The organism is Endozoicomonas sp. ALB032 (assembly GCF_049310125.1).
Taxonomy (GTDB): domain Bacteria; phylum Pseudomonadota; class Gammaproteobacteria; order Pseudomonadales; family Endozoicomonadaceae; genus Endozoicomonas_A.
This window is the reverse complement of record NZ_JBLYNW010000001.1, coordinates 6760818-6774847: the sequence shown is the minus strand read 5'-3', so window position 1 is coordinate 6774847 and position 14030 is coordinate 6760818. Positions and strand designations below refer to the sequence as shown.

16 protein-coding genes are annotated in these 14030 nt (G+C 49.1%); 7 read left to right on the top strand and 9 right to left on the bottom strand.

Annotation, left to right across the window (positions count from 1 at the left end):
* Positions 1 to 11 precede the first annotated feature (11 nt).
* On the bottom strand, positions 12 to 2060 hold the full coding sequence (locus ACO6VG_RS24560; RefSeq protein WP_422137130.1) for an FAD-dependent oxidoreductase: 2049 nt from the start codon (positions 2058 to 2060) through the stop codon (positions 12 to 14).
* A gap of 137 nt (positions 2061 to 2197) precedes the next feature.
* Between ACO6VG_RS24560 and ACO6VG_RS24555 the strand changes: the two genes are divergently transcribed.
* Entirely contained in the window at positions 2198 to 2806 is a 609-nt protein-coding gene (locus ACO6VG_RS24555) for a TetR/AcrR family transcriptional regulator (RefSeq protein ID WP_422134726.1), read from the top strand.
* Positions 2807 to 2826: 20 nt separating this feature from the next.
* Here the strand turns inward: ACO6VG_RS24555 and ACO6VG_RS24550 are convergent, their stop codons facing one another.
* The 5 genes from ACO6VG_RS24550 to ACO6VG_RS24530 all read right to left on the bottom strand — a co-directional run bounded on the left by ACO6VG_RS24550 (position 2827) and on the right by ACO6VG_RS24530 (position 6671).
* Positions 2827 to 3519, bottom strand: coding sequence for an HD domain-containing protein (locus ACO6VG_RS24550; RefSeq protein ID WP_422138617.1), 693 nt, complete (start codon positions 3517 to 3519; stop codon positions 2827 to 2829).
* Between the two features lie 57 nt (positions 3520 to 3576).
* Positions 3577 to 4254, bottom strand: a complete 678-nt coding sequence (artM, locus tag ACO6VG_RS24545) for an arginine ABC transporter permease ArtM (RefSeq protein WP_422476084.1) — start codon at positions 4252 to 4254, stop codon at positions 3577 to 3579.
* Positions 4254 to 4916 (bottom strand): arginine ABC transporter permease ArtQ, encoded by a 663-nt coding sequence (gene artQ / locus ACO6VG_RS24540; protein ID WP_422138616.1) that lies wholly within the window; start codon positions 4914 to 4916, stop codon positions 4254 to 4256. Before artQ ends, artM begins: the two co-directional genes overlap by 1 nt.
* A gap of 53 nt (positions 4917 to 4969) precedes the next feature.
* Positions 4970 to 5746 carry a lysine/arginine/ornithine ABC transporter substrate-binding protein gene (locus ACO6VG_RS24535; RefSeq protein WP_422134722.1) on the bottom strand — a complete coding sequence of 259 codons (777 nt, stop codon included), beginning with the start codon at positions 5744 to 5746 and terminating at the stop codon, positions 4970 to 4972.
* 187 nt (positions 5747 to 5933) lie between these two features.
* Positions 5934 to 6671 carry an ATP-binding cassette domain-containing protein gene (locus ACO6VG_RS24530; protein ID WP_422134721.1) on the bottom strand — a complete coding sequence of 246 codons (738 nt, stop codon included), beginning with the start codon at positions 6669 to 6671 and terminating at the stop codon, positions 5934 to 5936.
* 377 nt (positions 6672 to 7048) lie between these two features.
* On the opposite strand from ACO6VG_RS24530, the gene argR reads away from it, so the two are divergent.
* The 6 genes from argR to ACO6VG_RS24500 are packed head-to-tail and all read left to right on the top strand — an operon-like array spanning position 7049 to position 11224.
* On the top strand, positions 7049 to 7507 hold the full coding sequence (gene argR, locus ACO6VG_RS24525) for a transcriptional regulator ArgR (protein ID WP_422134720.1): 459 nt from the start codon (positions 7049 to 7051) through the stop codon (positions 7505 to 7507).
* A 45-nt stretch (positions 7508 to 7552) separates the two neighbouring features.
* Positions 7553 to 7747 carry a hypothetical protein gene (locus tag ACO6VG_RS24520; protein ID WP_422134719.1) on the top strand — a complete coding sequence of 65 codons (195 nt, stop codon included), beginning with the start codon at positions 7553 to 7555 and terminating at the stop codon, positions 7745 to 7747.
* On the top strand, positions 7716 to 8837 hold the full coding sequence (locus ACO6VG_RS24515) for an ABC transporter permease (RefSeq protein WP_422134718.1): 1122 nt from the start codon (positions 7716 to 7718) through the stop codon (positions 8835 to 8837). Before ACO6VG_RS24520 ends, ACO6VG_RS24515 begins: the two co-directional genes overlap by 32 nt.
* Before the next feature lie 2 nt (positions 8838 to 8839).
* The gene (locus tag ACO6VG_RS24510; protein ID WP_422134717.1) at positions 8840 to 9673 is read left to right on the top strand and encodes an ABC transporter ATP-binding protein; all 834 of its coding nucleotides are present in this window, start codon (positions 8840 to 8842) and stop codon (positions 9671 to 9673) included.
* Entirely contained in the window at positions 9670 to 10638 is a 969-nt protein-coding gene (locus ACO6VG_RS24505; RefSeq protein ID WP_422476082.1) for an MlaD family protein, read from the top strand. The genes ACO6VG_RS24510 and ACO6VG_RS24505 overlap by 4 nt, the downstream gene beginning before the upstream one ends.
* A gap of 4 nt (positions 10639 to 10642) precedes the next feature.
* Positions 10643 to 11224: a PqiC family protein gene (locus ACO6VG_RS24500; RefSeq protein WP_422134715.1), complete on the top strand. Its 582-nt coding sequence runs from the start codon at positions 10643 to 10645 to the stop codon at positions 11222 to 11224.
* A 348-nt stretch (positions 11225 to 11572) separates the two neighbouring features.
* Here the strand turns inward: ACO6VG_RS24500 and ACO6VG_RS24495 are convergent, their stop codons facing one another.
* The 3 genes from ACO6VG_RS24495 to ACO6VG_RS24485 all read right to left on the bottom strand — a co-directional run bounded on the left by ACO6VG_RS24495 (position 11573) and on the right by ACO6VG_RS24485 (position 13934).
* On the bottom strand, positions 11573 to 12028 hold the full coding sequence (locus ACO6VG_RS24495; RefSeq protein WP_422134714.1) for a DUF29 domain-containing protein: 456 nt from the start codon (positions 12026 to 12028) through the stop codon (positions 11573 to 11575).
* Positions 12029 to 12231: 203 nt separating this feature from the next.
* Complete coding sequence (locus tag ACO6VG_RS24490) at positions 12232 to 12708, bottom strand: RING finger domain-containing protein (RefSeq protein ID WP_422134713.1); 477 nt, start codon at positions 12706 to 12708, stop codon at positions 12232 to 12234.
* Positions 12709 to 12860: 152 nt separating this feature from the next.
* Positions 12861 to 13934 carry an SbmA/BacA-like family transporter gene (locus ACO6VG_RS24485; protein WP_422476080.1) on the bottom strand — a complete coding sequence of 358 codons (1074 nt, stop codon included), beginning with the start codon at positions 13932 to 13934 and terminating at the stop codon, positions 12861 to 12863.
* Positions 13935 to 14030: the final 96 nt, after the last annotated feature.

Sequence of the window (14030 nt, the reverse complement as noted above, 5' to 3'; positions counted from 1 at the left end):
ACATAGCCGGATCAGATTTCTGCGGCAAGGCGAGCCCCCTGGTTAATGGCTCGCTTGGCATCCAGTTCGGCGGCAACGTCGGCACCACCGATAAGGTGAACAGGCTTGCTGATGATAGTATCAGCCAGCTCTCTGAGAGGTAATTGACCTGCACAGATGACTACGTTATCCACATCCAGAACCTTTGGCTCACCATCAATGGAGACATGAAGACCACTATCGTCTACCTTGTGGTATTCACAGGAAGGCACCATTTTCACGCCACGCTTGACCATTTCGGTTCGGTGAATCCATCCGGTGGTTTTACCCAGGGTGGCTCCCGGCTTCGTCTTTTTGCGCTGAAGCAGGTAAACCTCCCGTGAACTTTCTTCTTCCCGGGAGCCGGAAGCAGCCAGACCACCCCTGTTGCTGAGACTCATATCAACCCCCCAGTCTTTCATGAAGGCTTCGACATCCAGGCTGTGTGAAGGCCCTTTCTGGGTAATAAATTCACTCAAATCGAAACCAATTCCGCCAGCACCGATCACTGCTACGGTTTTACCGACTTTTGCACCCCTGAAGACATCCAGGTAGGTCAGAACTTTGGGGTGATCCAATCCTTCAATATCGGGTGTACGTGGTGTAACGCCAGTCGCTACGATGATTTCATCAAAATCGCTGTTTTCCAGTTCACTGGCAGAAACCCGGGTGTTCAGTTTCAGATTTACACCTGTGAGCTCTAACTGACGCTGGAAGTATCGAAGTGTTTCATGGAACTCTTCCTTGCCCGGTACCTGTTTGGCAATATTGAACTGGCCACCGATTTTGTCAGCAGCCTCAAACAGGGTGACATCATGGCCTCTGTATGCGGCAGTTGTCGCAAAAGAGAGGCCGGCGGGACCAGCACCCACCACCGCAAGCTTTTTCGGCTTGTCAGTAGGCAGATAGTTTAATTCGGTCTCATGACAGGCTCTGGGGTTAACAAGGCAGCTGACCAGTTTCAATTCAAAAGCATGGTCCAGACAGGCCTGATTGCAGGCGATACAGGTGTTGATTTCATCAGCACGGCCCTCTTCAGCTTTTTTAACCCACTCTGGGTCAGCCAGCAAAGGGCGAGCCATGGAAACCATGTCGGCATCGCCTCTGGCCAGAACCGTTTCAGCCACTTCTGGCATGTTAATACGGTTGGAGGTAATAACAGGAACGCTTAACTCTTTTCTGATTTTTGCAGTGACCCAAGTGAAAGCAGCACGGGGGACCATGGTTGCAATGGTGGGAATGCGAGCCTCGTGCCAGCCAATACCGGTGTTGATAATGGTCGCACCCGCTTTTTCGATCTCTTTGCCAAGCTCTACAATCTCATCCCAGCTGCTGCCGCCTTCAACCAGGTCGAGCATGGAGAGACGATAAATAATAATAAAGTCTTTGCCGGTCTTTTCTCTTACACGACGAATGACTTCAATGGGCAGTCGAATGCGGTTTTCGTAACGTCCACCCCAGTCATCATCACGGTGGTTGGTTTTAGCGACGATAAACTGGTTGATGAAATAACCTTCCGAACCCATGATTTCAACACCATCATAGCCCGCTTTCCGGGCATTCAGGCTACATTGCACAAAGTCTTCAATCTGGCTGTCAATCTCTTCGGGCGTCAGCTCTTTGGGAGGAAAAGGCGCAATCGGTGCTTGCAGGGCACTGGGAGCAATGGCTTTAGGGTGGTAGGCATAGCGGCCGGTGTGCAAAATCTGCATACAGATCTTGCCGCCTTCGTTGTGTACGGCCCGGGTGACCAGGCTGTGACCGGCAATCTCTTCTTCTGTTGTAATCTGGGCTGCGTTGGGCAAGCCGCCGGATTCCCAGTTGGGCGCAATGCCGCCGGTCACCATCAGACCGACGCCACCTTTTGCGCGCTCACCAAAGTAAGCGGCCAGCCGCTCGTAGCCACCGGGATGCTCTTCCAGGTTAGTGTGCATGGAGCCCATCAGCACCCGGTTTTTCAACTGTGTGAAGCCCAGATCCAGTGGTTCCAGCAGGTGAGGGTAGAGCTTATGGGGCTCAGAGCTGTGTGGGGAGATGGTCATCGACAGATCCTCATCAGGTTTTTTAAGGGACATTTGTAATTATCTTATCTGGACAGCGTCAAGATAAGACTGTATGTTGACACTGTCAAGATTGAGTATTCATTTTCTGAAACAGAGCACTGTCTTTGAGTAAAAATATGTCAGCCAAGAAGAATTACCATCATGGAGACTTACGACAAAGCCTGATTAATGAGGCAACCCGGATGATCGCCGGGTCCGGCGTTGAGAAGCTCTCTATGCGTGGGTTGGCTGATGCTGTTGGTGTCTCGAGAACCGCAGCCTATCATCATTTCAAAGATAAGAATGAACTTTTATGTGCCATCGCAGAGCAAGGGTTCAATCACTGGTACCAGGAACTGGGAAGTAGGCTGACAGAAGTCCCCGACGATCTTGAAACCTGGTTTCGTGAGTTTTCCTATGCTTACATCGATTTTGCCCAGAATCATGCCGAACAGTATGACCTGATGTTTGGCCGACCTATCTGGAAGAATGGGCAAGCCACTGATGAACTCAGTAAAATCTCATTTGAAGCTTTTCAGCGTTATGCTGACTTTGTCAAAAAATACTTACCGGGTGACAGCTTCAGTCAGGATCAGGATGCCCTGCGGGTAGCCCAGGTATCCTGGGGCAGTTTGCACGGTTTAAGTCGTTTATTAATTGATGGGGTTTATCTGGATAAGGCCTCCATCAATAGCATGTGCGATGTAGCGGCAAGATTACTGGTACAGAATATGAAGTCAACATAGCTGCTTTTAGCTGCTCTGATTCATAAGGGCCGCTCGGACTCATCAAAGCTACGCCAGAAAAGGCGAGCCATTCTGATATCATTTTGAGCCATGGATCGACCTGTTTCGGTCATCAGTTTTTCTTCAAAAAGGTTCTGTACTCTTCGGGTTTGCATCAACGCCTGATCGCAGGGGAATTTTCTGACTTCAAGGTTACAGGCCAGTTCGCGGGCTATGCCCCGGGCTCCCATTAGGTCCATGGCATCGGCATCAAAGACAATTTTCGCCTCTAAGGGGGAACGCCCGGAAATCAGATGAGGACGGCACAGCCTGACAATCTCGTACAGCTGAGATTGAACGACGGGATTCAATCCGGTTTCTTTCAAAAGTTTATCGAGTTGCTCCAGATGGTCATGATATTGATGGAGCCAGGCACCCGCTTCAACAAGAAAGGAATTACCCGATTCATACTGATTGATCTTCAGGGCGTATTTTACCACTCGTTCTCCATGCCTCAGGTTGTGGTAAGGGTCCTGCTGCTGATAAAAAACGCTGGCTTTTGCTTTTATGTCGTTCAGGCAGTTCTGCATGGTTTTGCTCTGATCGCGTCCATATCCATTCAGGGAGAACTGTCGGCAGGGTTGGGCAGTACCTTCAGCCTGAATGCCTGAAAATAATAGTATTAATGACAGAGTGGCTGACAGGATTTTGGGAGGCCGGAGTAGACATTGCAATGTATATTCCTGATGAGGTTGTCTGCCGCCCCTGACAGGCGGCAAAACCTTTACGATTTAGCGGGAAAATGCCAGGGCCCTGCGCTCTATCCACCTTATTATCACTGTCAGGATTCCAGTCAGAGTCAGGTAGATAAGACCCGCCAGTGAGAAAACTGTAAGGGTGTCGTATGTTTGGGCATTCAGGCGAGCGGCATAACCCATGAGGTCCATTAAGGTAATGGTACTGGCCAGTGAGGTTCCTTTCATAACCAGAATCATTTCATTGCCATAGGCTGGCAATGCCCTGCGAATCGCGTGGGGCAGAACGATCCGGGTCAAAGCCTGCTGGCGCGTCATACCCAGCGCCATAGCCGCTTCCCACTCACCGGCAGAGACCGCATCAATAGAACCCTTGAATAGTTGAGTGGAATAAGCCGCGCTATTCAGGGCCAGAGCCAGCATGGCACAGAACCAGGGTTCGCTGAGCAATGACCAGAATACTGTTTCCTGTAGGATCGGAAACTGAGCCGGACCATAATAAATCAGAAAAATCTGCACCAGCAGGGGGGTGCCTGTAAACATCAGGATTTGCAGGCGAACCAGCCAGACCAGAGGTTTAAAACGCAAGGAAAGGATCAGGGTAAAAAGCAAGGCCATGACCAGACCAGCCAGCAAGCTGACTAAGGTCAACTCCAGGGTGGTCTGAAGACCTCTTGATAGGAGGGGCAGGTATTCATACAAGGATTCCGGCATTATACGTTCACCGTCCTGATATGTTGACTGGTTTTCTGTTTCATCTTGTTCAGGCAATGTTGACTGATCAGGGTGATCAGCAGATAGATGGCACCAGCTGTTGCGTACCAGGTAAAAGGTTCATAAGTCTGGGATGAAACCAGTTGTGCCTGACGTAGCAGGTCCGTCACGCCTATCAGGGCGACCAGTGCCGTATCTTTCAGAAGCACCAGCCACTGATTGCCCAGCCCGGGTAGTGCGTGGCGCCAGGCCTGGGGCAGTATCACTCGATAAAAACAGCGGACAGAGCTGATACCCAGAGCTTTGGCCGCTTCCGACTGCCCCCTGGGAACGGCCATGAAAGCACCCCGCAGAGTCTGGCTGGCATAGGCTGAAAAGATCAGCGACAGGGCAACGGTACCGGCTGTGAAAGGACTGATCTCGATAAATTCATCGGTAAGCAGAAAGAGCAGGTGAGTCGCACCGAAATAGATAAAGAAGACCACCAGAATCTCGGGCATTCCTCTGATAAGAGTGACCCATGAAACGGTCAGGTATCTAAGCAACCGGAAACGGCTCAGTTCACCCAAAGCCAGCAGGGCCGCGAGTATCAGGCCCAGAAGCAGGGAAGAAAGCGCCAGTCCCAGAGTCATCAGAGTTGCATTGAAGAAGAGATCAAGCATGGGTACATGGGTCTGTCAGTTAATAAAGAGACTGCAACTGGGCAGGATGCAGTTCAGGCTTTGTTAAAGTATTTGTCGTAGATTTTTTGGTAAGTGCCGTTTTCTTTAAGTTTTTTCAGGGCAGAATCAATTTCTTCCTTCAGTTTGTCCTGTTTTCTGACTGCAATCCCGTAGCCGATGCCAAAATAATCTGCATCTTTCACCTCCGGGCCTGCCTGGGCATAGAGACCTTCGCCTCTTTCTTTCATCCATTCTCTGGCAACCGCAGTATCGGCGAAGACCGCATCAACCCGGCCACTGGTCATATCCAGGAAAGCATTCTGGAATGTGTCATAAGGACGGACCTTAACACCCTGACTCTCCAGCTTTTCGATCAGATACTGTTGATGGGTTGAGCCGTTCTGAACACCCACAGAGTGACCCTTGAGCGCTTCAATAGACGTTAATCCCTTGTTTTTGTCGGTGACAAAGATGGCCGAGTTCTCATAATAAGGGCCACTGAAGTCGACTTGCTTGAGACGGTCTGGAGTAATGTCCATCCCTGAAATCACTGCGTCAAAACGGCGGAACTTCAGACTGGGAATAAGGCTGTCAAAGGACTGATTGCTGAACGTACACTCTGCTTTCAGTTCGTTACAGATGGCTTTGGCCAGATCAATATCAAACCCTTCCAGTTGATTGTCTTTACCCACAAACTCAAAAGGAGGATAAGTGGCTTCTGTGGCAAAGCGAATAGTCTCGACAGCCTGAGCCTGAGTGAATTGAGCGCCAATGAGCGTGGCAACAGTCAAAGCACTGGTCGCCAGCAGGGAAGCGAACATCTTTTTCATTTTTTGATACTCCAGAAATCATGAAAGTCTATAAACAAGCCAGTGCAGTCAGGCGTAAGGCTCCATTCCATAAACAGCAGACTTGTTGAAGCGCGGTGACACCATCCTTCAAAAAGCTCAGGACGAAAGGAGTGTTTATCTGCATCAGCACCTGGCTGCAATGGTCGGAGACACTGTCTCCGGTGGGTCAATGTTCCAGATAGCTGCGAAAAGCCTCTGTCCGGGGGTGAGCAAAGTGATCGGATGATCCATCTTCAACAATATGACCATCTTCAAGATAAATCACCTTGCTGGCAATTTTTCGCGCAAATTCGACTTCGTGAGTGACAACTACCTGGGTGATACCGGATTGGCTCAGCTCCCTGATCACTTCTACCACCTGATTGGTGATAGCCGGATCAAGAGCAGCAGTGGGCTCATCGAATAAAAGAACGTCTGGCGACAGCATCAGGGAGCGGGCAATAGCTACCCGTTGCTGCTGGCCACCCGACAGCGAAGAAGGCCAGGCGTGGGCTTTTTCAGACAGGCCAACACGCTCGAGCAGTTCTCTGGCTTTGGTGGTGGCTTGTTCTTTGGGCATACCCTGTACGACCGGAGCCTCAATCAGATTGCCAAGCACGGTCATATGTGGCCAGAGATTGTATTGTTGAAATACCATGCCTACCCTGCGTCTCAGGGCGCAAGCCTGTTTGTTCAGGTGCCTGCTGTTATGGCCATTGTTGAAATTAAACGCCATATCAGCGATTTTCATGGTGCCCTGGTCGGGTGTTTCCAGCAGGTTGAGCATGCGCAGCAGGGTGCTTTTACCTGCACCGCTGGCCCCCAGAAGAACGGTGGTTTCACCCCGGGGAATATTAAAACTGATATCTTTAAGAACCTGTGTGGAGCCAAATGCTTTGCTGAGGCCCTCTACGACTATGCCCATTGCCTTTCATCTGCCATTTTGTGAGAATTCCCGCTTTGCCGGGTATGAGATGCAGCGGGTTTTTTTGTGCTCATGACTGTGTGAGAGTACTGCCCATTGCAAGGTGTTTGTGGTGCTTGCACAAAAAAGCCTGTCCCGATTTTATCGTATGGGCAGGCTTCAGGGCTGACGGAGTCCGTTGAGCTTGACCCTTTCTTACCAGAAAAGCATAGGCCGAACAGACGACTGGTTCACACAAAAATAGATTCTCTTATATGAATATGGATAAAATCAAGTATTTTTAGAATACTTATTCATAATTGGTGCTTTTTTATCCAGAAGAGGCCAGGGGTTCTGGTCACTACTGCCTGGGAATTCAGGAGCAATGAACAAAGGTTATGGCCAGTCAAAAACAGGAAGAACTCATTAAGGCTTTCAGACAGCTGCTTAAAGAAGAGCGCTGCGGGTCCCAAAGCCAGATCGTTGAGCAACTTCAGAGTCAGGGCTTTGATAATATCAGTCAGTCAAAAGTTTCCCGGTTACTTTGTCGCCACGGTGCTGTTCGTGTTCGCAATGCCCGCAATGAACAAGTGTATTGTCTGCCCCCGGAACTGGGGAAAATGGATTCCAATATTGCCGTCAGAGATCTGGTGGAAGACGTAGCTAACAACGGCATGTTGATCGTGATCAAAACCAGTCCGGGGGCTGCCCAGATGATCGCACGGCTGTTGGATTCCGTCGGCCGCTCCGATGGTATCCTGGGGTGTGTAGCGGGCGACGACACTATTTTTGTAGCTCCCGTTTCCTCTGCTGAAATTGACAGGCTTCAGGACGGTATCGTCAAGCTGTTTATGTAACACCCTGATTATCATTGGACTGATTGACATCCTCGCAGAACGTGAGTGCGAGATGCTGTTTTGTACGTCAATGAATTAATAATTTTGAGCGGACCCGAACTGTTGCTGAATGAGCTGATGGGCTGGGTAAAGCCTGCCACAGGCATATTTACCCGGTTCATTTTTGTCTATATGCTTGTGGCTCATTTTTTCAGTGCTTCCAGAGTCGATGGCATCACCCGGTTTCAAGATAGCGCATAACGTTAATCCAGAACACATGAGTGCGATCCTGTCCGGTAGTTGGGACCGGTATCAGGCGTTACCTGATGCTGTGCAGTTATTTTCTGAACTGATTTCAGGGGACCTCCAGACGCTTGATCTCCTGACCGACGCTTCCTTTCAATGGGATTCGCTGTTTTGTGCCTGGTTGCTCAAGCTTCAACGACACTGTGATAGTAATAATATAAAGTTGTTACTCTCCGGGTTGCCGGAAGATGTCCAGAACCTTCATCAGTTAGCCATCGCAGTTCCTGTGGAAAACGTTTCGACTAAAAAGACTTTTTTTTCACTGCAGTCACTGCAATTCCTGACGAAAGGAGTGTTTCAGTGGCTGGAAAATGTTGTTCTTTTTTTGGGCGATATCACGCTCGGAATAATCAGAATGTTCAGGTTGCGCAGCGATGTCAGACCTGGTGACTTTTTTCAGTTTTTGCATCAGACCGGGCCAGCGGCATTACCCATCGTGACCTTACTGAGCTTTCTGGTAGGCATGATTCTGGCCTACCTGGGGACAGTCCAGTTACGACAGTTTGGTGCTGAAGTTTACGTGGCTGATCTGGTGGGTATTGGTATGGTGCGGGAAATGGGGGCTTTGATGACCGCTATCATCATGGCCGGTAGAACAGGCGCTGCCTACGCCGCACAGCTGGGTACCATGCAGGTCAATGAAGAGGTTGATGCTCTTACCACGCTGGGCATCAAGACCGTTGATTATCTGGTGCTTCCGAGAATGCTGGCCCTTATTGTGGCCATGCCATTGTTGACGCTTTATAGCGATGTATTGGGAATGCTGGGAGGCTCGGCTGTGGCTCTCAGTATGGACATCACCTTCACCCAGTATTTTCATCAGCTTTCCGGTTCCTTCGCCATGGCCGATGTGATGACAGGCTTATTTAAAAGTCTGGTGTTCGCTATTTTGATCAGTTTTGCCGGGTGTCAGGCCGGACTGGCCTGTGGCCGCTCTTCTGCGGCAGTGGGTAAGGCAACCACTACGGCGGTGGTTACTGCTATTGTCTATCTGGTGGTCGCGGATGCAGGTCTGAATATTCTCTATTTCCAGATGGGTATTTGATAATGGAGCAGCCAGGTCCCCAAGCTACGGATAGAAAAAGCGCAGCAATAGAAGTCAGCCAGCTGACTATGAAATACGGCAGCAACCTTATACAGCAGGACCTGACCTTTAAGGTTCACAAAGGCGATGTGTTTGTGATCATGGGAGGTAGTGGTTGTGGTAAAAGCACTTTGCTCAAGCATATGATCGGACTCTATCAGCCAGCCGCCGGAACCATTGCCTATGAGGGGCGGGACTATTTTTCTGCCACAGACAACCAGCAGCTGGAAATGCGGAAGCGGTGGGGAGTCACTTATCAGAGTGGAGCCCTGTTCAGTGCCATGACTTTGGCAGAAAATGTCGGTTTTCCTCTCACCCAATATACCCGGATGAAACCGGCAGAGGTATTCGATCTGGTGCGTTACAAGCTGGCTCTGGTCGGGTTGGCAGGCTATGAAAACTATTATCCGTCACAAATCAGTGGTGGTATGGCCAAGCGTGCCGGTCTGGCCAGGGCTATGGCTCTGGACCCTGACGTGCTGTTTTTCGACGAGCCGTCAGCCGGTCTTGATCCTCTCAGTGCCAGGCGGCTGGACGATCTGATTCTTCAGCTCAGTCAGTCACTGGGAGTAACGATTGTGATCGTAACCCATGAACTGGAAAGTATTTTTGCCATAGGCTCCAATGGCGTATTTCTCGATGCGCAGACTAAAACACAGCTGGATACGGGGGCTCCGTCCTATATGCTGAATCACAGCTCTCAGCCCCTGGTCAGAGACTTTCTGTCCCGAGGGCAGAGCCATCAGCGGGCTTCTGAGAAGAGCTTTCAGCGGTCTTCCGGGGAAAGAGGACGATGAATAAAAAAAGGTACTCCATTTTTGCCGGTCTGTTCGTGATTACCTTGATCGGACTGGCAGTGGGTCTTGCCATGTTTGTAGGCCAGGGCAGTTACTCCAGTCACAGCAAAGAGCGTTATGAGCTGATCTACGACAGTAGTGTTATGGGTCTGAATATTGGAGCTCCTGTTACGCTGCGAGGGGTCAAAATTGGTGAAGTCACGGATATCCGCACCCAGCTGTATGTGGACAAGGAAGAGTTATTAAATACGGTGATTATCGATATCTATCCGGACATGGTTATTGGTAAGGGAGGAAAAGTTCCTGAAGATATCATGAAGCAACTGGTGTTCCGGGGACTGGCAGCCAAGCTCAAAACCCAGAGTCTTCTCACAGGATTGTTGTACGTCGAAGTGGACTTCTACAAAACCAGTGCGCGAACGATTCCTGTCTCTACACAATACCCTCAGCTCCCGACGGTGCCCACTGATTTTGAAACCATTACTCAAGATCTGGACGAAATGAACCTGCCTGCGCTTATAGCAGACTTGAAAAGTATTGCCCACAACCTGAATACCATCAGTAGCAGTCAGGCATTTCAGCAGATGCCGACAAAACTCAATAAGGCTTTTTCACAGTTTGGGGCTATGTCAGAGGATATGGCTAAAAGCATGTCAGACATCAGGGATGAATTTGTCCCTATGGCTGATAGCATGAACCAGATGTCTCAGGCTATTGAGAGAGAACTGCCAAAAACGCTTGGTCGGGTAAGCGAGGTATTATCCTCTGTAGAAGCTGCCCTGAAAGCACTGGAGCAAACGACAATGGAACTGAGTGATACCCTGGCACCTGACTCGCCTCTGATGTATCAATTGGATCGCAGCAGTAAGGATATCAGTCGCTCGGCAGATGCTGTCAGGGAGCTGGCAGAGTTGTTGGAAGAACAGCCGGGTTCAGTGTTGTTGGGCAGAGATACAGGGGAGTAATGTCATGAAAAGTCATGTTAAATGGTTTCTGCCTCTGATTGCCGTGTTTCTTATGTCGGCCTGCGTGAGTCAAGTCAGACCTTTTCAGTACTACACTCTGAAGCCGGTAGTTGAGGGGGAGTCCGGTCAGACTAGAGTATCGTCAATCGGAGTGGCTCCGGCCAGAATCCCGGGCTGGATGGATCGATCTGGTCTGATTATAAACGACGGGGGGTACAAACTTATCCGCTTCGATAATCAGCGTTGGGGTGAACCACTACAGGATGCAATCACACGTACCCTGACTCAGAATCTGATGGCATTATTTCCTCACTCTGATATTCAGGCCGGACCCTGGTTGAGGAGTCAGGCACCTGATATTGCTGTGGCAGTTGACATTAATAATCTGGCCTGGTCTGGCAATAACATGGAGCTGGATGCCAGTTTTACCCTCCTTAAAAAACAGGCAAGCGTTGAATTTCGCACCGTCAGGTTAACCAGAAATCTCCCAAAAGGAAGCACTTCTGAGCAATGGGTTGAAAGCTTCAGTTATTTGCTGGCTGATCTGAGTCAGCGAATAGAGAAGGGCATTGTTGCTCAGCATTGAAGAGTTGTTGGGTCGCCTGGACGGGGTCGCCCAGACGGGGTCGCCCAGACGGGGTCGCCCAGACGGGGTCGCCCAGACGGGGTCGCCCAGACGGGGTCGCCCAGACGGGGTCGCCCAGACGGGGTCGCCCAGACGGGGTCGCCCAGACGGGGTCGCCCAGACGGGCGCTATTCTCGGTCAGCCTACTAGGAGCCTGACCGAGAATAGACTGCCCTACTGCGGCGGCAGCAAATTGGTCTGAAAATCCGCTTTTGTTCGTCAAATAGCTCGCTATTCTCCTCACAAAACCGAATTTTCATCCTCAATTTTCTGCCGTCCTCGCTACGGGCGCTATTCTCGGTCAGGCTCCTAGTGCGGCGGGTCCTTTGGAAGAAAGTCATCGTGCATGACTTCTTCATACGTCCACGGACATTCTGAAGGGAAGGTTTTAAGGAGTAACTCGGTTTGCTTGGCCGCAAGGACGACGGCTTTTTGGTAGGCTTTTTTATACAGTTCTGCCTTCCTGAGCTTCAGACCGGGGTTTTCATCAAGTAAATCTTTAGCCTTGGCTCTTTGTAAAATGATGGAGTCTCGCCAGCTTCTTGAACGTCGCTCTGGCTGGTATTGCCATTTTAATAAGTGCATGAGCAGTTGCATCAGGTGACTGGTTAATGAACGCGGCTCATACTTCCCCATATCTTCCACTTCTTCAGCAAGGTTATCGAGATCAAGTTCGTCGAACCGGCGTTCTTTAATGAGTTGAGCCTGCTGTTTAGTCCAGCTATAGAAGTCGGACTCGTAAAGTGTTTTCTGATCATTATCCATGATGTAATTCCCCCGTTAATTTCAGCAGAGTATAGGACAAGTATTGTAATGTCATTCCCATCAATACCAACCAGCGTAGATCGCTACTGAACCGGCTATTGGGTCGCACCGGGGCCGCAATTTTACTGGATCAGACACGTCAACACGGCAGGTCAGCATTCCGGTTTCAATCAGCTTGATAGCACAGAACGACTGTAATGCTTTCACAAGTCATCGTCATCGTCATCATCGTCAACAAGATGTAGATTAATGATCTTCAATCTTAAGCGTTCTATTTCTTCTTCCAATCTCATATCAATTTCTTTTTTTAAGATTACAGATAAAACCTCATCTACTCTTGATCTGACAGAGAAAAGTTCAGAAAAAGAGCAAAGGTGGGGTGTGATTTCAATTTTAATGTAAGGAACTTTTCCGCATAAGTCATGAGCTTTTAAAATATGCAAATCGTGATGGTAGATTAGTTCCTTTCTGCATATTGGGCATGTGTCTTTTTTTTCTCTTTTATTCCAGCGTGAAATACAACGCTCATGAAATGTATGCTGACAGCATAAAGAAATACCTTTATCCTCATAGTGCAATATTTCAAGACAAATAGGGCAGATTGATTGGGCAGATACCGCATTTGAAATAAAAAAAATAATTATAAAAATTAAAAAATGTCTGATTGTATTAATTTTCATATTATTAAGCCCGTGATAGATTTGCTTTCTGAAGTGTGGCCGATGCTTTAGTTATGAAGGATATTAAACGACCCGGAAAGATCCAGAAGGCCGACCAATTTGCTGCGCATGGATCCAGGAGCTAGAGCAACGCCAGCGCAGAGTTAAGATTATTATTGAATTTTAAACAGTCCGGATGACCCCGGTTCAGAACGATAACCGATATTCACTTCAAACTCTCTCAGGCGTTTAACAATGGATAACAACTCAGTGACGTTTGCCCAGTTTTCAGTAAAGTAGGAAAGACTGTCTGAAACACTGCTAAATGCATGGGACACTCTGTTTAAAGTCCCCATCAGGATGATGCCGTAAATAACGCCCGGACCAATGACCATCAGGTCGGCAATGGACACAAACTGGAAAAAGAAGTTCTGCCAGAGGGAAAAGTAGGAGTGGTTGAGAAACAGTCGAAAATAGTTCAAACGCAGTCCTGTAAACAGCTCCAGCAGCGTTGGAGTTTCGGCGTAGTTTTTATCGTCTTCAGCATAAACCAGCTGTTTTCTGAAGCGGGCTTCAACTTTCTGGTTGTTGTATTCAAGGCCGGGCAGGCGGATGCCCACAACGTAGGAGATGATGACGGCGCTGAAAGACAGGAGGCAGGAAAACCAGAGCAGGGAACCAGGTATCTGACCCATGATTTCCATGCCTTTCAGGGATAGTGGAATTTTATCATAGCTCTCCGTAAAAGCCGGGCTGTTGAGCCAATCCGCCAGCTTGCTACAAATCTCTTCGCTGAGCGTCCAGAGAATGGGGATAAAAGCGATCAATGTCAGAATGGAGCGAAACAGTCCCAGGGCCAGCAGTTCGGTAACTCTGGCAAAACGCTGGGGATCTTCCTGTAAGCGTTGGGAGGCACCCTCAATATCGCTATCTACTTTTTGCCAGAAGGGCAGGTAAGCCAGGGTCATGGCTTGCCGCCAGCGGAAGCAAAAGTGCTGTGAAAGGAAGCTGGAAAGGGTTCTCAATAAAATATAGGGAAAAACTATGGCGCAGAATAGAAGAATCAGTTCCCAGAAACGGCCAATGGTTTCCGGTTTGGCCAGCTGCATCATATTCCACATCTCGCCATACCATTCATTCATTCTGACCATCATGCTGACTTCAATAAATATGGAGGTCAGCAGGGCGGCAAGTCCTCCCCAGGCCCATATAGCCCAGTGTTTTGACAAGAAAAAGCACTTCAGCATCCCTGCACTCCTCTACTGCATTGTGTATATAACTTTTGACAGTTGAAGATTCTAAAAGTTCATTTGTTAGTGCAGCAGCCGCTATCAGCCTGTTTA